The following is a 20,639-nucleotide window of genomic DNA, read 5'->3' as shown; positions in this document are numbered from 1 at the left end:
AATTTTAATCAGTAGTATCGCTCCTGCGAGAGGTAGTTTTTCACATAGTCTTCCACACCTTCCTCCAATGTAAAAAAGCGGTCGGTGTATCCGGCCTCTCTCAGTTTTTTCATGTCTGCTTCTGTAAAATACTGGTACTTGTGTCGCAGTTCTCCGTCTATGTCTATATAACGGATCTGTTGCGGATGACCTGCGCCGGAGAAGGTGGCTTTTACGAGGTCTTCGAAGGTCCGGGCTTTGCCGGTACCGAGGTTGTAGATATTTCCGGAGGCCTGCCGGTGATGCATCAGCCAGTAGCCGACCTGCAGGATATCTTTTACGTAGATGAAATCGCGTAACTGTTGTCCGTCTTTATAATCCGGGTGATAGGATCTGAACAGCCTTACTTCGCCGTGCTGTTGTATCTGCCGGTAGGCATGCCATATCATGCTGGCCATCCGGGATTTATGGTATTCATTGGGTCCGTATACATTAAAGAATTTCAATCCGGCCCAGAAGGGGGGCGTGGCGGTCTGTTGCAGCACCCATTTATCGAATTCATTTTTAGAAACGGCATATTCATTCAGGGGGCGTAGCTGTGGAATAAAGCGGTGATCGTCGGAATAGCCCAGCTCTCCGGCTCCGTAGGTGGCAGCAGAGGAAGCGTATACCAGCGGTACATTCTCCTGCACACACCAGTTCCACAGCTGTTTTGAGTATTCCAGGTTAAGGCGTTCATGGATGGCATAGTCGTATTCTGTGGTATCGGTGCGTGCTCCCAGGTGAAAAACAAAACGGATGTTTTCTCCGGAAGACGGCAGCCAGTGGAAAAGATCTTCTCTGTTGATTTTATGGGAGAATTGTTTTCCCTGCAGATTTTTCTCTTTATTTTCCGGGAAGAAGTTATCTGCCAGGATAAGCTGGTTAAACCCTTTTCTGTTGAGGAATCCTGCCATGCAACTTCCAATGAAGCCGGCGCCTCCGGTGATGAGTATCCGTGAATCATTATCCATATACCGTATTTATTTTGTTAACAATAAGCGTGGTGGAACGATCGGGTAATAAGGGCAGCAGGATCACTTCTCCGCCGCCTTCTTCAACGCTGGATTTTTCCGGCAGCGTTTCTATCGTATAGTCGGCCGCTTTAGTATACACATGCGGCCGTATCAGCCTGATGAGCGGCGAAGCGGTATCATCTTTCACATCGCCGAAGGGAATGATATGTGTAACGGCACTCAGTCCGGCCAGCACTTCCATGCGGTCTTTCAGTGTATTGATAGGCCGGTTGCTGCCTTTCAGGCGGCGGATGCTGTCGTCTACATTGATACCGATCATCAGTACATCGCCGAGTTCCCTGGCTTTGTTGAGATAACTGACATGGCCGTTATGCAGAATGTCGAAACAACCGTTGGTGAATACGATCTTTCTCCCCTGCGCGCGGTACAGGGCGCTGATATATTCCAGCTGCTGCGGATCGGTAATAAATTTTTCGCGGACAGACATGTACATATCCAGTTCCTGCCAGGTGCAGTGCGCGGTTACTTTTTTGCTGATCGCCACTGCTGCGGCAGCTGATGATAGTTCTGCAGCTATGGTGATATCAGCGCCGGCGAGCATGGCCAGCGTGAAGGCGCTGACGTAGGTGTCTCCCGCACCGGCAACATGAAATACCTGCACCTGATGCGCATGGCTGCGATATGCCGGCTGGTCGCGTTCAAATATAACCGCGCCTTCCTCATCCAGCGTAACAATGGTGAGCGCAGCGCCGGTAGCTGCAAATGCTTCCGCTCCCAGTGTATTCACCTGCTGTACGCGGCCGGTATGCACAGGCGGCACCTGCAGCAACTGCATCAGCTCTTTATAGTTGGGCTTCACCAGCGCCGGTGATAACCGCCGGAAGTACTGCAAACGCTTGGAATCTACGGCAATGAATTTTCTATCATCTGCCTGCAACGCTTCCAGCATATCCAGCACGGGTTGTGTAATAACGCCCTTATCATAATCAGCAATCAGGACCGCGTCGTGCAAGGCATACTGTTCCTGCAGTATTTCTGCAAATGCCTGGGCAGCAGCGTCGGACACCGGGCTTTCCGTACCTGCGTCGTACCTTACCAGCAGCTGATTGCCGGACATCACCCTTGTTTTTACAATTGTGCTTCTTTCCCTGTCCTTCAGCACCTGGCAGCTGATGCCCGCGTCTTCCAGCATACGGATAGCTTTATGCCCGTTATCATCGTAACCGGCAATGCTGCAGAAAGTAACGGCAGCGCCCAGTCCCGCCAGGTTCATAGCCGTATTGGCGGCGCCGCCAAGAGAGATGTTACTGGAAAGTATATCTACCACAGGCACCGGCGCTTCCGGCGCCAACCTGTTACAGGCGCCGTTGAGGTATACATCCAGCATCAGGTCGCCTATTACCAGTACATTAAACTGTTTGAATTCACTGATTAAATGCGTTTGCATAATGAGATATTTCCTATAGTGAAAGGGTTTTCTTTTTATTACTGACAATTGATTTTCCGGTGTACAGCGCCAGCGCAGTGAGTATGCCGCCGATAAGACCGGATGCCAGCAGGATCACTGCACCTGCGGACCAGCCGAAACGCAGCAGTATCAACGAGTCGGAAGTAAAACAGAACCAGAGTGAAACACCGGTCCACACGGTGAAACCGGTGATGAACCCGACGAAAAAACTGTGCACTTTCCAATGGTACCAGGTAATCACCACACCGGTAATCAGCACGGGAATCACAAAAGACCACCAGGGGAATATATCTGTCAGCCGGGTGCCCAGCAGTATCGCCGCCAGTATGAGCGCGGTATGTATATCGCGGTTATGTTGCTTTATCTGAGTATCCATTTTCTGCTGGTTTGTTTTGCAGCTTCGTCTGCTGACATAAAAAACTTTAATTCATAGTATCCGCCTTTATTCCAGGTGGCGGCGAAGTTGTCGTAGTATACAGATGCAGGATCTCCGGACTGTCCGCCGGGATAAACACCCCAGGCTCTGGGTCTGTCTCCCGGTTCTACAATCATTCTCCAGGAAGGCCCCCAGCCGGCAGACATGGCATTGACGGCGCCCGGCGCTCCTGCCGACGGCAGGTTCCGCACACCCAGTTTGGCGACGTGGAGCATATGCTGTAGCGTAACTTTATTATGCTGCCCCCATTCGGCGCTGCCGGTTGTTTTCCGGATACTGTCGTAAGCCTGCACGGCTTCCCGGAAGGCTGCCGTTACTACTTCCTGCGCAGTTTCCTTTTGCGTGGTGCCCAGCTGATCGAAATACTCATTGCCGGGTTCAGCGGTGAGCAGGTGCAGCAATACATAATCGTCCGGAACGCGGGAAATGAAAGGATAATTTCTAAACTCATCCCAGGTATAGTCTTTTACCTTGTTCCACCAAAGCTCATACAGCAGGGCATTTTCATCTTTCAGGCCGTACTGTCCGCGCCATGCCTGCAGCTGCTGCCTTGCCTGTGCGGCCTGCGCCGGCAGTTTGCTGCCCTGCAGGTAATGCAGCAGTGCGGGCGTTGCCCTCACTGCGAAATAAGCTGTGTTATCCAGCTGCAGCTGCATCATATCATCTATGTCCACTGTATCTTTTTGCAGCAGCACTTCCCTGATTCTGTTGGCCCTGTGCTCGGAGTAGTAGCCGTTGTAGTAATAGGGATAGCGGTCGGTAGTAGGGTGCTGATTGGCGGAGACGAGGATGCCTTCCGGCGGATTGCAGGACTGTGGCTGGCTGTCAGCCGGAATGTAATGCGTATATAAATGTGACGACTGTGTGCCATCGAGCACAAACCGGCCTTGCCCCGGCCATTTCACCGCAACATTTCCCTGGTGATTGACAGCAATGGTATCTTCTTTTGAAGCAAAGGTAAAGTTGAGTACCGGGCAGCTGTAGCTGCTGATAGCCTGCTGATACCCGCTGTAATTGCGCGCCCTGTTGAGTTTGATGTAAGCCAGTATTTCGTTGGACGGAATATGCAGGCTCCATCGCAGGGCATGGTTAACGCGGGCGCGGTCTGCTCCTTTGAATGCAGCAGTATATACCACCGGGCCCTGCGCTGCCATGTAAACCGTATCTGTCACCGTTTTGCGGCCACGCACCTTAATTTCTTCGGTACGGCTTTTTAAGTCTGTCCACTGTCCGTCAAGTTCATATTTTTTGTAATCAGCTGAGATCTTCAGCTTATACCAGTCTTTAACATCATCGCTCCCATTGGTGATACCCCAGGCAATATCTTCATTGAAACCAATGACCACGGCGGGTGTTCCGGGAACGCTCACACCATAGACATTCACGCCGGGGGCAGACAACTGCATCTCCAGCCAGATGGCGGGCATGGTGAGGTTCAGGTGCGGATCATTGCAAAGAATGGGGCGGCCCGAACGAGTCTTTTTCCCGGATACTACCCAGCTGTTGCTGCCCAGCGACGGATTCCAGGTACGGTCCGGAACGGTGGTGCCGGCGCGCATAAAATCATAGTTGAGATAATCCGGTTTTTTGAGAAAAGACAGGGCCGGATTTTTAGCGCCTTTGGTATTTACTACCGGGCTGAGGTCTGTGGCAAAGCCCGGAAAATATTTGTTGAATTTTTCTTCTCCCAATGCCAGCATCAGGCTGGTCATATCAAAATCTTCTTCATAGCCGGAGAGCGTGTTGGCAAAGTATTTCATGACCAGCACTGTTTTCAGATCCGACCATGGTTCCGGTTCATAGTTCAGCATCTTGTATTCGATGGGCAGCTGCCAGTAATGCAGCTGACGGATATACGCATTCACGCCGCGTGTGTATGCACGGATGATGCCGATGGTTTCCGGATCCTGCTGCATCAGTTCCAGTGATGAGCGTGCCGCTTCCAGCATGCCTTGCCTGCGCTGCGAACGGTCGTAGTCCGTAAAGTTCTGCCCGAGGATTTCGGCGAGCCTTCCGGCAGCAGTATAGCTGAGGAAGTCCATCTGCCATAGGCGCAGACTGGCGGTAACGAAGCCCTGCGCGAAATAAAGGTCCTGCGTATGCCTGGCGTAGATATGCGGCACCTGTCTTTCATCAAAGAAAACAGTTACCGGTTCTTTCAGCTGTCCGCCGGGCATCTGCAGGGAAGGCGCGCCTGTGCGCTCATTTCTGACTACACCGGTAAACGGGTCCAGGAACTTACCCAGCGGAGGCATATCTGCCAGAGAACCAGACAGCGCCATTGTAATAATAATCAGGGCCAGCAGCGGAAATACTGACTCCAGGTTTATTCTTCCCATCTGTAATTCGTTTATTCGGTTAACTGTGGTACAAGGATGCCGAATCGTTCGGCAAGAAAACCTTTCAGCATTTCTGCCGTATAATCGGTGCAGGGCAGGTTATCTTCTGCCTGTTTTTCTGCCGCATTCAGTTCTGACAACAGCACGATTTCCCTGATATTATTTCTTTCTTTCAGCAGCAGGCAATTTACCAGCGGAGCATTTTCCCACCAGAGGTTGATATCATACCTTTCTTTTCCGTACCATCCCGTGTAAACCAGCAGCAGTGGGGTTTTAGCCGGGTCCATACCGTTGGCGAGGTAGTGATTGAAAATGCCGGAGGCGCAGTGCATCAATCCGGTGCAGGGACCAAACACCGTGCGTGTGTAGCCGGAGCCTATCAGGCAGAGGTCTTGTCTTAACGTCAGGCGGCTGGAAAAAATCAGCTTCTTCATGGCATCATCTCCGAGCCATTCCCGGTAAAACGCTTCTTTACCTATACCCTGTTCATCAAAGATGAGTACTTTGATACGATCCGCCTGCAGCACCTGTTTGAGCAGGTCAAAGAAAACATCCATGGGCAGCAGCTTGCTTCTTACAGCGGAGGAATCGAGCATAATGAAAAGCTGTTCATCTTTTTCCATGCCCTGCGATTCCAGCCATTGGTCGGCCCAGGCGCGTTCTTCCTTACTGATATACAATTCGCCCAGCCGCGGTGTTTTCATGTATTCAAAGAGCGCCGCATTTTCCGGAAAAATATATACGCCATCTTCTTCCGGCCGCAGGATATGCCTGGACATAGAGAACACCGGCAGTTTCATCCGGCCGGCTGCAATTGCTTCTCCATAGCGCTGATGCAGGAATTCCAGGAAGCGGTCTTCGTTATAGGCGATGCAGATGACGGCATCAAATTCATGAAATGGAATTGCTTCCCAGGGCAGCGAGGTCACACTTTGCAGGTAGGGATTATTTTGCAGCAGCCCTTCGTAGAATTTCTGATTTTGCCTGTTGGTGAAATTGATATGAATTTCTTCTGCCTGCAGGAAAGATTTGAAGTAACGGAACTTATCGGATTTGATGCAGGAATCGCCCAGCAGGGTAGTTTTCTCTTCATACAATACCAGCACTTTCCGCAGGTCATTAAAATCTGCTGCCTCCGTATGAGCGGCAATGCTGCCGAATGTTTCGCCGGCGCGGGAAAACCTGCTGCCTATGAATTCCAGCAGCATATCTGCAGTATAGGCGTTGCAGGGAAGCGTGCCGGCAGATTTTCTTTCTGCAGCAGCCAGCTGGTGCAGCTGCATTATTTTTTTATTGCCATCGCGTTCTTTCAGCAGCAGGCAGCTTACCAGCGGAGAAGTACCCCACCAGTGTTCTGCCTCGTAGCTTTCATCGCCGGACATGCCGGTGTACACGATGATGGAAGGAATATCTTTTTTGTCCGTTCCCGTTGCCAGGTAGTGATTGAATATCGCAGAAGCGCCATGCATCAAACCGGTGCAGGGCCCCAATACCAGGCGGGTGAATGAGCTGCCTGTGAGGCAGAGGTCTTCACGCAGCGTATGTCCTTCAGCAAAAATCATCCGCTGCATCTTTTCTGTTCCCAGCCATGGCTTATATAAATCCCGCTTTCCCTGTTTCTTTTCATCGAAGATGAGTATCCTTACATCCGGCGTATCCAGTAAGCCTTTCAGCAGTTCAAAATAAATTTTGAAGTCCAGCAGTTTACTTCTGGCAGCGGCGGTATCTACTATTACAAACAGGCGTTCATGTGGCTGCATACCTTTAGATACGAGCCAGTTGTCCGCCCATTGCCGTTCATCCGGGGTGATGTATAATTCGCCGGGCCTGGCATTATCTGCATAATCACTCATTTCTTCCAGTGGCGGAAATGCTGTTACCTGGCCGGCTACCGGTTTCAGGAGGTATCCGGACATAGAATATACCGGTGGCAGCTGTGCGCCGTATTTGTTATCCAGCCAGGTTTTCAGCTTATCTTCCTGACAGGAGGCTGTTATAATGAGATCGTAATCTTCAAAGCGAATATCTTCTTTTTCTTCAGATGTAACAGCGGCGATATGCGGATTATGCTGCAGTAATGCCTGATAGAAACGCTGATTTTTCATCGGCGGGAAGTTCACGGTCAGCGGTGCGCACTGCAGGTATTCCCGGAGGTAAGCCAGCTGGTGAAAGCGCTGGCAGCTGTCACCCAGCAGCTGCAGTTCTTCTTCAAACAGCAGCAGCACGCGCGCTGCTGCCGGCAAAGTTAGCTGTTGTTTTGCCGGGTTCAGCTTACGGTTAATATATTTCATCAGCATGGCTGTCGTGTATTCGCTACAAGCCAGCGTATCCCGTTGTTCTTTTTCAGCGGCAGAAAGATCGGATAGCTGCAGCAGCTTTTTCCTGCCGTGTATTTCTTTCAGCAACAGGCAGTTAATCAGCGGACAGTTGCCCCACCAGTAGTTGGCGTTCCGGTTTTCTATGGAATACTGACCGGTGTAGGTGATCAGCAGCGGAATTTTTTCCGGCGGCAGTCCTTTATCCACATAATGATTGAAGATGCCGGAAGCGCAGTGCAGCAGGCCGGTACACGGCCCGAACACCATCCGGGTGAACGAGCTGCCGATGAGGCAGAGATTATCACGCAGGCTGCGGCCTTCAGAAAATATCATGCGGCTGATGCCTTCTTCGCCTACCCACTCCCTGTAAAACTGCCGCTTTCCCTTGTTCTGTTCATCGAACACGAGGAAACGTGTATTGGGTCTGCCGAGCAGTTGTTTGAGTACATCGAAGTATACAACGGTGTTGAGTATTTTTTCGCGGGTAGAAGAAGAATCTACCATAATAAAAAGTTCTTCTCCCGGCTGATAACCGCCTGCCAGCAGCCATTCATCGGCCCATTGCTGTTCTTCCCGGCTGATATATATTTCACCGGGCTGCGACATATCCACCTGTTCTCTCAGCGCCTGGCTGACAGGAACAATATATACATCCGTATTCATTTCGCCGGGGGTACTGCCATACTTGTTATGGAGAAAGTCCAGCAGCGGCTGATCATCATGGGTTACGCAGATAACGGCATCGTATGCACGAAAATCTATTTCGTCCCAGGGTAATGCAGACATCTGACAGATGTATGGATTATGCAGCAGCAGTGCTTTATAGTAATCGGGGTTCTTCTTCCCGCCGAAGTTGACGGTGATAGCGGCATCGTTGAGCCATGCCTTAAAGTGTCTGAACTGACTGAACCTGGTGCAGCAATCGCCGATAAACAAGAGTTCTTCCTCATACAGCGCTATCACCCGTTTAAATTTTTTATCGCGTACAGTAGCAGCCGTCAGGACTTTCCTGTTAAAAACTGATCCGGTTTCCTTCATAGCCATAATTTTAGAGATGCTGAAAATTGGTCGCGCTTCTGTAACAGTAGTTGATCACAGCAGCAATTCTTTCCGGATGATGATGAATAAAAAAATGTCCGCCGGGCAATGTTTCATATCTGAACCAGGAAGCGGTAAAACGTTGCCAGTTGGCGATATTGCCTACGCCTTCCTCTTCTGTTCCCATCATGGCGTAGATGGGGGCTTTTACCGCAAAATCCTGTATAAGCCCATGTTCTTCGGATAATTCAAAATCTGCCCGCAGCATAGGTTCGAAGTATTCAAAATATTCCGGGTTGGATAAAATGTCCGGTGGTATGCCGCCCAGTTCTTCCAGTTCTTTCAGAAATACGTGGTGGGGCATACGGTAATATTTTTTCTTAGTCGCTTCCGGATGGGGGCCTGCATTACCACTGACGATGAGGGCAGCAGGCCGGTAGCCGTTCTGTTCGAGCATGTGGCCCAGTTTCAGGGTCAGGTAAGCGCCCATACTGTGGCCGTAGATAAAAAACGGAGGGCCGGATAATTTACCCGTAACATGCTGATATACGTCTGCCACGCCCTGTGAAAATTCTGTCAGCAATGGTTCCGCCATTCGTTTTCCTCTGCCGGGCAGTTCCGGTACTACCACGTCGAAGTTCTGCAGGTATGGTTTGAGGAAATCGAACGACCAGGCATTCCCGCCTGCGAAGTGTAGCAGGAACAATTGTGGTTTCTTCATAACTATCGTTTTAAGACAGATTTTTTTCGTCCGGCACGAGGTAGTTGTATAGCTGCAGGTCTTCTTCTATGATTTTCCCTTCCTGCATCTTATACAGTTTATTTGCACAGTGATAGTATCTGTCGTCATGTGTAATAGCCAGTATGGTAAAGCCTTCGCGGTTCAGCAGGGGAAGTATGACCGTATAGAATTTCTTCCTGAAATACGGGTCCTGGTCTGCCGCCCATTCGTCGAGTATCAGCAGTGGTTTTCCTTCCATCAGGGCAACAATCAGCGCCAGGCGTTTGCGTTGGCCGGCGGAGAGTTCTGTAGTGGTCAGCCTGTTATCTTTCAGTTCCACCTTTCCTTCCAGTTCAAAGAGGTGGAGATAATACTGCCATTTTTCAGGGTCCGGTTCTTCGGTGCTTAATATTTCATTGAAAAGATAGAAGTTGCTGAATATGACTGCGAACTGCGTTTTGTAGGCTTCGTAATTGTCTTCGGTAACAGGTACACCGTTTACGGCGATCTGTCCGGCATCCGGCAGGCACAGGCCCAGCAGCGTAAATATAAAAGTGGTTTTACCGCTTCCGTTGCCGCCGTAGATAAAGATGGTTTCGCCCCTGCCGATGTCCAGGTTAAGCGGCCCGATACGGAATGCAGCGCCTTCCCCCTCAGGGGTATATTCAAAGGTGAGGTCCCGGACGGTGAGTTGCTGAAAGGGTTCTCCGAAGTGATGCCATACGGGCGGCTGTTTACGGCTGGCCAACGCTTCCAGTTCCGCTTTCAGGCCTAGCAGCTGATCTGCCGCTACCCTGGCTCTTGCCAGCGTGGTCAGCTGCACCATAATTGTTTCCAGCGAACCTTGCAGGAACAGCAACGTCAGCACAAAGCTGACTACTCTTGGCGGAGGTATATGCAACACAACGCTGAAGATAAGCAGCACGGAAGATACCAGCAGATAGAATAATACCTGCCCTATCATCTGGTTGTTGATAAACCCGCTGATGGCCCATACGCTATGCCGGAAAGATTCGTTGGCATTGGTACAGATCTTCTGGTCATAAAAAAAACTGCCTTTCCGCGGTTCCATATAAATTTCCTTGAAACCATGCAACATCGCGTTCAGGTTCGTCTGGAACAGGTTTTCCAGCTTACGCGCTTTCTCCAGGTTCTTCATGTTTTTTCTGGCAGATACGTAGTAGATGGCAACACCCGCGCCGGCGGCCGTTATGGTAATACCGAAAAGTACCAGCGAAATGGTGGCCAGGTATATGAAACAGGAGAAAGCCATGATGACGGCGATACAGAAATCAATCGCACTGAGCGATGCGTTGGTCAGGGCATTTACATCATTGAGGATGGCAGTCTGTATCCGCGGTACCCTGCTGGCTACCTGCCGGTAGTTGGCATTCAGCACCAATGCCAGTATCTGTTTACGGAGGTGCCAGGTAATCCGGAGCGACAGGTTCATGCTGGTCAGCGCCAGCGTTCTTCTGGCCCATACATATACCAGGATAATCGATGCGAAGGCAATAAGGTATTCCTTCCGGATGAAGGTAAAGTTATCGGCCATCATGATACCGATTACCCTGGTCATGGCATTGATGAAGAGAAATCCGCACAAACCGGTAACTGTACCCAGGAACAGGTATTTCAGTATACCGGTTTTACCGGTAACAGGCAATATCAGTTGCAATAGTTTCTTCACCGCTTTTCTGTTAAGTTGATTAATCCGGCTTACTGGGCTACTTCTGCCGCTGCCGCTTCTTCTACTGCTTCTTTATCTTTAAAGCTGTAGAGTATCTCTTTTTCTCCGTACAAACGTTCTGCGATGATGCCACGCTTGCTGCATTCTTCCACCAGCAGGTTAGATTGTATGATCGGATTGGATTCATCTGTATATCGTACGGTGCTGATAAATTCCAGCCAGGGCTCCTGTCCCATGGCGTATACATAGGCTTCTTTCGGATGGAAGATGTTCATCAGGTGTATACCGCGTTCGTAGTTGGAACCGGATAATCTTCTTGACTGATCCTTGTCCCTTGCCAGCTCTTCTGTGAGCAGCGGGCCGTACAGCCAGGTAAGCGGCGCACCGTCGCACTCCATACCGAGGAATATCACATCCACATCGCCGATGATCTTATGCACATGTTCATATAATTTGGATTCCACAATCCGGGAGTCCGCCACAAACAGGAACTTGAAGTCACCCACGGCAATATGGAAGCAGGCTTTGGACTGTATGTTCAGATCGCTGTGTTCACCGGTAAACGGTATACCTTTTACCACGCAGTTCTCAAACGCGATTTCTTCCATATCATCGATCTCTATCACATTTTTGAATCCTACCTGGTTGAACACCATCTTCAGATTCGGGTCCTGCAGTGCACCGGTAGTACTTCTCGGCACTACTATATTTTTCACTTTATGACGGAGCGGCAGCAAGGTTTCAAACAGGATATGATCCTGGTGGTTATGCGTGATGAGTACATAGTCGATTACATCCGGCAGGTCAATATCAGAGAAGTGGTTTACGCTGGACTGATAACCATAGTAGCTGATGAGCGGATCTACCAGTATGCTGATATCTTTTGTTTCAATCAGGATGCAGGCATGACCGAAATATCTCATGCGCGCGTACGGGCCTTCATATTTCTTGTAGGTAGGCTGTGATTCCTGTGTAAAGAAGGTATCGAAGAGCGCACGGTCTTCTTCCTTAATACCCAGTTTCGCTGCTATCTCATCAATGGAACCGCCTTCCCTTTTCATTCTGCTGAGTGCATCGATGCCGGGATGATCCAGTGGTACGTTGAGATGGAGCACATTGGGTTCATCGAGCCGGGCGGTACTGAGGCAGAAAGGACGTTCGTCATTATCAGTGATCCACAACGCGATGCTCTGGGCAGCTTTATTGTAGAATTCACTGTGATAGAGCAGTGCTTCAAAGAAACGGAAGGAAGGATTGTTGTTGAGGTCATAGGTCAGCTCCACATATCCTCTCAGGATTTCCGGCACTTTTTCGTACAGGGTTTCCAGTGCGTATCCCTTTGCATATTTCTTAAGCATTTCATCCAGCTCCTTAATGGCATCCGCGAATTGTATCAGCCGTGCCTGTTTCTCTATGGTAGCTGCTTTCAGCTCTTTAATATCTTCCACCCGCGGACGTTTGTAGTCCATAAAAGGACCTCCCAGCATCTTAGGGTTCTGTACAGCGGCCGCATGAATCTGTGGCGACTGAATATAGGAAGTCATGATTTTAAGGTGCCGGCCTACGATGTTCATGGCTGCTGTTGCAGGAGAAATCAGGTGGGACCAGGCATACCATCTGTCGTACAGTGGTTCGATAACCAGGTTGGGCTTTGTGTACCAGTTATTGCTTGTCATTGTTATGTGTTTATAAAAGTTTTAGATGAATGATACAGGTATTACAGTTTATCCAGTTCTTCCAGTTGTTCCAGGTTAAGCCCTTTGTAGGTAAGGTCTACAGGGCTTACGTGTACCTTCTCTTCGCGGGAGAGGTGGTCGATCAGTTCCTGGAGGTAGTTGCGGAAGGCAGTCAGCAGCCCGTCGATGGTTTCCGCCTTGAATTGCTGTGCGCTGTACTCAATGACCAGCCGCATACTGCCCGCGGCCACCATACAGTTTACATTCAGCAATACTTCCCTGGCGGTGTTGTCCGGTGTTTCCTTGCCTTTATAGTCGCCCAGGAAACTGAACAACGGGGTACCTTCACCGGCACTCACCCCGCCACCGAAATCGCCCAGGTAGTTAAACGCTATTTCAGGCGCGATGCTGTAATGCTTGCCGGTCAGGTATTTCAGGATACCGAAGCCGATACCCTTGCCCGGAATACGATGCAGGAATTCTTTCACTTCCAGGAGCTGGCGGATGATGTTGTTACCATCCCTGACATCCAGCACTACGGGGTAGTGCGTGGTAAACCAGCCTATTGTTCTGCTGATGTCCAGATCTTCTTCTATCGGCTCCCTTCCGTGGCCTTCGAGGCGGGCCACCACTTTATCCGCACCCATGCTATGATAAACTGCCAGGCTCAATGCGGTGAGCAGTATATCGTTGATGGTTGTTCTGTAAGCCTTGTGGCATTTTGTGAGCAGGCGCTCCGTTTGCACGGTATCCAGGAATACTGATTTCGCGGCTGCATCTTTCTTGAGATTAGATCCGCCCGGCCAGTCAGGTGTCAGCTGTTTAAACGGTGTGGCATTAATGGCATCCCAGTACAGTTCCTCTTCTTTCAATGCGGGACTGTAGGCGTAAGCCACCTGCTTTTCCATCCAGTATCTGAAGGCGTCTGTTTTGAGCGGCAGACTGAATGCTTCTCCTGCCACATGCTGCTGGTACAGCGTAGAGAGATCTTCAAAAAGTATTCTCCACGATACGCCGTCTACCACCAGGTGATGCGCTACTATCAGCAGGCGATCCCCGTCGTTGCCGCGGAACAGCGCTACCTTGAACAGCGGGCCCTGCGCCAGGTCGAAGGATGCATGGAGCCGGTCGCATGCGGCATTGTATTCATCTTCGTGCTGAGGTGTGAGTACTTCCAGCGTATATCCCTGCTCCTCACCTTTGTTCTCCTGTACCCAGCCTTCTTCTGCTTCCCGGAATACCATTCTCAGCGCATCATGATGCAGTACCAGCTTTGCAAATGCGGCATGCAGGCCGGCTTCATCCAGCGGCGTTTTGCTGTGCAGCAGGGCAGACTGGTTGAAGTGTGCCTTGACGGCTGTTGGCTGCTGCAGGAAATATTGCTGTATGGGACTTAATGGCACCAGTCCGGTAACGGTTTCCTGGCTGATGGAGCGGGTGGCGGCCTTTACGTAATCTGCCAGGTGTTCTATCACCGGATACAACAATATATCCTGTATGCCGGTAGTGAATCCCAGTTTCCGGAGGCGGGCAATTACCTGTATCGCTTTGATGGAGTCACCTCCCAGCAGGAAGAAGTTATCGTTGATGCCCAGCGGTTTTTTATTCAGCACCTCCTGGAATACTGTTACCAGTGCTTCTTCTCTTTCGTTGCGCGGCGCTACATAAACAACTTCGCCGCCCAGGCCCAGCGCTTCGGGGTCTGGCAATGCCTTCCTGTCAATCTTTCCGTTGGCAGTCAGCGGCAGCTGTTCCAGCGGAACAATGTAAGCGGGAATCATGTAGGCAGGCAGGGATTGCTGCAGGTACGACTGCAGTTCTACTGCCGGCGGCACTTCGCGGCCGGATACATAGGCGACAATAATTTTGTTGCCATCCTTATCTGTTTTGATGCTGACGGCTGCGCTGCTGACAGCTTCGTGACCTGCCAGCACGTTTTCTATTTCGCCCGGTTCAATGCGATAGCCGCGGATTTTCACCTGTCCGTCCTTCCTGCCGAGGAAGGCGATGTTACCTTCCGGCAGCCAGCGTCCGAGGTCACCGGTTTTATAGATGCGTTCCTGATTATCTCCTGCAATTTCCCTGAATCTTTCTGCGGTCAGCTCCGGGTTGTTGAGGTATCCTGTTGCCAGGCCATCGCCGGCGATACAGATCTCTCCGGGAATGCCTATGGGTACCTGATGCTGATGCTCGTCCAGGATATAGATGCGGGTGTTGCTGAAAGGTTTTCCTAACGGCACCTGTCCGTCGAACTGTTGCAGCGGCACATGGTACAGCAGCTTGCCGATGGTTGTCTCCGTAGGTCCGTAGTGGTTATATACCTCGCAGGTGGCGTCGTTGCTGATGAGATAGTCTATCACATCGCGCGTGAGTTGTTCGCCTCCAAACACGAGGCTTCTGCGGGGAATCACCAGGCGGCCTTCTTCCTGCAGCGCCTTCCAGTGAGAGGGTACTATCTTCATGCAATCTACCGGCGTGGCGGCCAGTGCTTCCGCATCCATGACGGCCGAGGAGGAGAATACATGCAGGCTGCCACCCAGTGCCAGCGCGCTGTAAATGACGGTATTGCCCAGATCTCCCGCGAGGGTAGACATCAGGCCGAAGCTGCGGCAATCGCTGATGTTTGTCCGGTCCAGCAGGCCGAATACATAATCTACCAGCGAACGATGACGGATGACTACACCTTTAGGCCGGCCGGTAGAGCCGGATGTATAGATAACATATGCCGTATCTGCCGGCTGCGGGGCTGTTTCAGGGGATAGTACCGCCGGTATGGTATCGTCTGATTGTATGTCAACGGCAAAAATACTTCCGTCGTAAAAATCAAGATCGAAAATGTAATGGGATTCTGTCAACAGTACTGTTACGCCGCTATCGTTCAGCATGAATGATTTCCTTGCCTTCGGGTAGTCGGGATCTACCGGCACGTAAGCGGCGCCGGCTTTAAGTATACTCAGTATGGCCACAATCATCTTCTCAGACCTGTCCAGCATAACGCCTATGCGCGTACGATTATCTGCCTGGTAGGTCGTCCGCAGGTGTGCTGCAATACGATCCGACTGTTCATCCAGTTCACGGTAGCTGAGTGCCTTGTTTTCAAACACCAGCGCGGTATCATCGGGGCGGGCAGCGGCCTGTTCCCGGAAAATATCTATGATGGTCTTATCTGCCGGATATTCGACGGTGGAGGCTCTGAACAGGTTAAGCTGTTCTTTCTCTGTGAGCGGCAGCAGGTCCAGTTCAGGAAGCGCTGTTTTAGGATGGCTAACAATAGCGTCGAACAGTGTTTCGAAATGCTGTAATATACGGCCGGCGGCACTTTCACTGAAGATGGCCCTGTTATAGACAATACTGAGGTGCAGGTTGCCATCGCCGGATTCGGAGAAGAAGAAGGTAATATCGAATTTGCTGGCTACATCTTTTCCGGTGTCGTACCTGCTGACAAACAGATCGCCCATGCCTGCGCCGAAAGCGGAGCTGCCGGCATCGCTGCGCTGCAGCACCACCATCACTTCAAACAGCGGGTGGCGGCTGGCGTCGCGTTGCAGTTTGAGCTGTTCCACCAGTTCGTCGAATGGATATAGCTGGTGTTCAAATGCACCGATCGTTACCTGTTTCACTGTTTCCAGCAGGTTTTCATAATTGCCTGTTCCTTCAAAGCGGGAGCGCAGTGCGAGGGTATTAACATAGAACCCGATCTGGTCTTCCAGGTCAGGATGTTGCCTGCTGGCAATAGAAGTACCCACAACAATATCTTCCTGGCCGGTATACCTGTACAGCAGCGCGTTTACAGATGCCAGCAATCCCATAAACAGGGTGGCATCCTGTTGCTGCAGCAGTTCATGGAATGCAGAAGCCGTGCTGTTGCTGAGCCATTTTCTGACGATGCCTCCGGCATATGTCTTCACCGGCGGGCGCGGATAATCGCCGGGCAGGTTCAGCACGGGCAGCTCTCCTTCAAAGCAGAGCTTCCAGTAATTTTTATGTATGTTCAGCGCATCGTTGGTAAGCTGCTGCTGTTGCCAGGCGGCGTAGTCCCTGTACTGGATACGGAGCGGCGGCAGCGGGTCTGTATCTCCTTTCAGGAAAGCGTTGTAGTTCACCATCAGCTCCCTGTTCAGGATACCTACCGACCAGTCGTCGCTGATAATATGATGCATGGCATAAACAAATACCCATTTGTTATCTGACAGCTGGAAGAGGTTGGCGCGTAACAGCGGTCCGGTACTCAGGTTGAAGGGCCTGGCATAATTTTCCTGCACCAGTTCCCGCAGGCGTTCCTCCTGTGATGGATCATTCCTGAGATCGATGCAGCCGATAGCGAATCCCAATTCTTCCGGTGATAGCACCACCTGGCGTACCATGCCCAGTTCATCTCCCCTGAAGACAGTACGCAATACTTCATGCCGGCGGATCAGGGTATTGAAGCCCTGTGTGAGTGCATCCAGACTAAGACCTCCTTCAAACACACAGGCGCCGGGAACATTGTAAGCGGCATTTTCTTCATTCAGCTTACTCAGGATCCATAACCGGCGCTGCGAGGCGGACAGTTCATAACCTCCTGCCTGCGGTTCTACCGGTTTAATTTCAGAGAAGATCATCCGCTGCGAGGCCGCAATCAACCGGGCCTGTTCTTCCAGCACGGTAGTAGTGAAAAGGGTGCGCAATTCAATCTTTACTTCAAACTCTTTATATATCAGGGAAGCGAGGCGCGTGATTTTGAGACTGTGACCACCCAGCGCGGAGAAGTCGCTTTTACCATGAAGGCGGGCCTTATCCACAAACAGCACATCGCTCCAGATGGCAATCAGTCTTTCTTCCGTGCTGTTCAACGGAGCAGTGGTATTATCAGCCGTTTCTTCCGCTGCCATGTCCGGCAGCGCTTTGCGGTTAATTTTACCGTGCGCTGTCAGCGGCAGTTCCGGCAGTATAATGAAATACTGCGGCACCATGTATTCCGACAGCAATTTTGCGGCATGGGTGCGCAGGGTGGTGGTGGTAAGGTCTTCCCGGCCGGCTACATAGGCCGCGAGTTCATTGACGCCGTCCGGTGCGCGCCGCGCAATTACTGCGGCCATTGTCACACCGGGGCATTCCATCAGGGCCGTTTCTATTTCACCCGGCTCCACGCGGTATCCGCGGATCTTCACCTGGTCATCATTACGGCCGGTATAACGGATACGGCCATCCGGCAGGCGGCGGCCGGTATCGCCGGTTCGGTAAAGGCGTGCACCCGGTTTAAAAGGATCAGGAATAAATTTACCTGCTGTAGAGGGCTGCTGTGTAATATAGCCCAGGCTCACACCTGCACCACCCACACATATCTCTCCTTCTATACCGATGGCACAGCGCTGCAGGTTTTTATCAAGGATGTATATATCCGTATTGCTGATCGCCTTTCCTATTGTTACGGGGGCATCCGCCTCCAGCTCTTCCACCATACATCCTACTGTAGTTTCCGTAGGCCCGTACTCGTTATATATCCTCATAGCAGGATTTATGTTCCGGAGGATCTCCACATGACGGGGCAGTACTTCTTCCCCGCCAACGATTGCGCATGACACCGTATCTGAAGTCAGCCCCATATCCTGTAGGTAACTGATATGGGAAGGCGTCAGCTTGATACTGTCAATACCGCTGCCGGCGCTGAAACTATGGGTAAGTATATCTGACAGCGCATCATCCTGCGGATAGATGTACAGGGTATTACCGCGAACCAGCGGGCAGAAAATACTGGTGATGGTCAGGTCGAAAGATAAAGAGGTATACAGACCGAAATTGCCTGCAGCAGCAGATTTGAAATAATATGCACTGCACCAGCTGATGTAGTTGGAAAGATTACCGTGCGTGATGCAGCAACCTTTGGAACGGCCTGTAGAACCGGAAGTAAAGATGATATAGGCAGGATCTGAGGCAGCTATATCAACTGTTAATGGGCCCGATGGTGCGTCCAGTATATCCAGCTGTACATCCATGGCAAAAACGCGGCCGTCATAATCTGTCAGGTCGAAGGCGTAAAAAGTCTGTGTGAGCAGTACGCGCATCTCCGTATCCTGTATAATCTGTTCCTGTTTGGGTTTGGGATAGGCGGTATCTATCGGCACGTATACCGCGCCGGCTTTGAGGATGCCGAGTATGGCGATAATCATGTGTTCAGACCTGTCCAGCAAAATCCCTACCGGCTCCCCCTTCTTAATACCGCATTCTGTCACCAGGTAATGCGCCAGGCGGGCAGCTTTATCTTCCAGGGCATGATAGCTGACGGCAATATCTCCGTACTGCAGGGCGGTCTTATCCGGCGCTGCAGCGGCCTGCTGTTCAATGCGCGATAACACCGGCTGGTACTGCGGATCTGACGGACCGGATTCCTGCAGCTGCGCCAGTTCTGCTGCGGGTATATAAGGCAGGCTGTTTACCGGCGTTCCGGGCTGGTCGATGATACCACGAAGCAGGGTGCAGAAATGCCGGTGCATTCTTTCAATGGTTTCCGGCAGATACAGGTCCCTGCTGTATTCTATGGTGAGCGTAAGCCCGGCGGCTGTCAGTGTGAACATGAAGGTAAGATCAAATTTGCTGACCAGGTGTTCGCCGGCTTCAAATGCCGTCACCTGCAAGCCTTCCGGCTGGCGGGTTTCGGCGGGCTTCACTTCTTCATGAAAATCTATCAGCACGTTAAACAGTACATTACCGCCGGTGCTTTTCACCGGTAAGGCTTCTACCAGTTCATCCAGCGGATATGCCTGATGGCTGTACGCCTGCAGCATTACCTGACGCACCTGCTGCAGCACAGATCTGAAATCATCTTCTCCGCTGAGGCGCGATCTCAGCGCCAGCGTATTCAGATAGAGGCCGATCTGGCCTTCCAGTTCTACATGATCCCTGCCGGCTACAGGCGTTCCCACAATGAGGTCGTCCTGTCCGGAATAACGATACAACAGTATATCCGTTGCCGTTAGTAAAGTCATGAACAGGGTCGCTTTCTCTTCCTGAGCCAGCTGCCGGATGCCTGCTACCACTGATGCGTCCACGGAGCCTGTCACCAGGCCGCCGCTATGGGTTTTAAAGCCGGATGGTTCTTTGTCGGCGGGCAATTGCAGTACCGGCAGTTCTCCTTCCATCTGCTCCAGCCACCATGCTTTATGTTGCTGCATATCTCCGAGCTGCAGCTGTTGCTGCTGCCAGAAGGCGTAATCTTTATATTGGACCGGCAGCGGTGGCAGTGGGGAAGCGGTACCCTGGCTGAAGGCGCTGTATAGTGTCAGCAGCTCTTTCATTAGTATACTGTTGGACCATCCATCACTGATGATATGATGCAGCACGAATGAGAAAATCCATTTTTCGTCTTCCAGGCGGTACAGAAAAGGTTTTATCAACGGGCCGCTGCTGAGATCGAAAGGGGTGCTGAGTTCATGTTGCACGAGGTCTGCCACCTGTTGTTCCCGCAGGTTGCTGTTGCGCAGGTCTTTTACCTCCAGCATTGCGGAAGTGGCATCAGGAGCCGGCAGAATGAACTGCCGCGGATCTCCGGCGGTAGTTTCCCGGAAAACGGTACGCAGACTTTCATGCCTGGCGACCAGTTCCCTGAAGGCCTTTTCCAGTGATGCTGTATCAATACTGCCATGGAACAGGTAAGCCCTTGGCATATTATAGGCGATGCTGCCGCCATTCACCTGGTTAAGTATCCAAAGCCTGCGCTGGGAAGAAGAAAGCGGATAACTCTCCTGCGCTTCAACGGGCCTGATGCTGGCGGCAGCAGCCCTGCCCTGCAGATTCTTTCTGAAATAAGCTACCAGTTTGTCTTTATTCTGCAGGATGGCAGCGCGTAACTCCTCTCCCGCTTCTCCGGAAGCCTCGTCTGTCACCAGCTCGCCATTGTGCAGCGACAGGCGGACATTCGCTTCTCTCAGTGCTTTGATTATTTCCTTAACATCTTTCATAAAGATTAACAATTTGCATTT

Annotated in this window: 9 protein-coding genes; all 9 read right to left on the bottom strand. The window is 51.2% G+C overall.

The genetic code is table 11. The features are described from left to right. Positions 1 to 8: 8 nt before the first annotated feature. The 9 genes from rfaD to GWG06_RS20375 are packed head-to-tail and all read right to left on the bottom strand — an operon-like array spanning position 9 to position 20,618. On the bottom strand, positions 9 to 992 hold the full coding sequence (gene rfaD / locus GWG06_RS20415) for an ADP-glyceromanno-heptose 6-epimerase (protein WP_160715589.1): 984 nt from the start codon (positions 990 to 992) through the stop codon (positions 9 to 11). Continuing rightward, positions 985 to 2,442, bottom strand: coding sequence for a PfkB family carbohydrate kinase (locus GWG06_RS20410; protein WP_160715587.1), 1,458 nt, complete (start codon positions 2,440 to 2,442; stop codon positions 985 to 987). The genes rfaD and GWG06_RS20410 overlap by 8 nt, the downstream gene beginning before the upstream one ends. Positions 2,443 to 2,455: 13 nt before the next feature. Next, positions 2,456 to 2,839, bottom strand: coding sequence for a hypothetical protein (locus GWG06_RS20405; protein WP_160715585.1), 384 nt, complete (start codon positions 2,837 to 2,839; stop codon positions 2,456 to 2,458). After that, positions 2,824 to 5,238 carry a penicillin acylase family protein gene (locus GWG06_RS20400; protein WP_160715583.1) on the bottom strand — a complete coding sequence of 805 codons (2,415 nt, stop codon included), beginning with the start codon at positions 5,236 to 5,238 and terminating at the stop codon, positions 2,824 to 2,826. The genes GWG06_RS20405 and GWG06_RS20400 overlap by 16 nt, the downstream gene beginning before the upstream one ends. Before the next feature lie 11 nt (positions 5,239 to 5,249). Continuing rightward, positions 5,250 to 8,594: a glycosyltransferase family 9 protein gene (locus GWG06_RS20395; protein WP_160715581.1), complete on the bottom strand. Its 3,345-nt coding sequence runs from the start codon at positions 8,592 to 8,594 to the stop codon at positions 5,250 to 5,252. A gap of 10 nt (positions 8,595 to 8,604) precedes the next feature. Then, a complete protein-coding gene (locus tag GWG06_RS20390; RefSeq protein ID WP_160715579.1) occupies positions 8,605 to 9,315 on the bottom strand; it encodes a thioesterase II family protein in 711 nt (236 codons plus the stop codon). 10 nt (positions 9,316 to 9,325) lie between these two features. Further along, positions 9,326 to 11,005, bottom strand: coding sequence for a cyclic peptide export ABC transporter (locus tag GWG06_RS20385; protein ID WP_160715577.1), 1,680 nt, complete (start codon positions 11,003 to 11,005; stop codon positions 9,326 to 9,328). A gap of 29 nt (positions 11,006 to 11,034) precedes the next feature. Next, complete coding sequence (locus GWG06_RS20380; RefSeq protein ID WP_160715575.1) at positions 11,035 to 12,681, bottom strand: MBL fold metallo-hydrolase; 1,647 nt, start codon at positions 12,679 to 12,681, stop codon at positions 11,035 to 11,037. Positions 12,682 to 12,722: 41 nt separating this feature from the next. Then, positions 12,723 to 20,618: a non-ribosomal peptide synthetase gene (locus GWG06_RS20375; RefSeq protein WP_160715573.1), complete on the bottom strand. Its 7,896-nt coding sequence runs from the start codon at positions 20,616 to 20,618 to the stop codon at positions 12,723 to 12,725. Positions 20,619 to 20,639: the final 21 nt, after the last annotated feature.

Origin of the sequence: Chitinophaga solisilvae (assembly GCF_009928525.1) — a bacterium.
GTDB classification, from domain to species: domain Bacteria; phylum Bacteroidota; class Bacteroidia; order Chitinophagales; family Chitinophagaceae; genus Chitinophaga; species Chitinophaga solisilvae.
Note: the sequence above shows the minus strand (reverse complement) of the source record. Positions and strands in the feature narration are given on the sequence as shown.

What these genes read in the sequence shown, in the direction of transcription:
- GWG06_RS20380 (WP_160715575.1), bottom strand. Translation starts at nt 12,681, where the DNA reads ATGACAAGCAATAACTGGTACACAAAGCCCAACCTGGTTATCGAACCA.
- rfaD (WP_160715589.1), bottom strand. Translation starts at nt 992, where the DNA reads ATGGATAATGATTCACGGATACTCATCACCGGAGGCGCCGGCTTCATT.
- GWG06_RS20395 (WP_160715581.1), bottom strand. Translation starts at nt 8,594, where the DNA reads ATGAAGGAAACCGGATCAGTTTTTAACAGGAAAGTCCTGACGGCTGCT.
- GWG06_RS20390 (WP_160715579.1), bottom strand. Translation starts at nt 9,315, where the DNA reads ATGAAGAAACCACAATTGTTCCTGCTACACTTCGCAGGCGGGAATGCC.
- GWG06_RS20400 (WP_160715583.1), bottom strand. Translation starts at nt 5,238, where the DNA reads ATGGGAAGAATAAACCTGGAGTCAGTATTTCCGCTGCTGGCCCTGATT.
- GWG06_RS20410 (WP_160715587.1), bottom strand. Translation starts at nt 2,442, where the DNA reads ATGCAAACGCATTTAATCAGTGAATTCAAACAGTTTAATGTACTGGTA.
- GWG06_RS20375 (WP_160715573.1), bottom strand. Translation starts at nt 20,618, where the DNA reads ATGAAAGATGTTAAGGAAATAATCAAAGCACTGAGAGAAGCGAATGTC.
- GWG06_RS20405 (WP_160715585.1), bottom strand. Translation starts at nt 2,839, where the DNA reads ATGGATACTCAGATAAAGCAACATAACCGCGATATACATACCGCGCTC.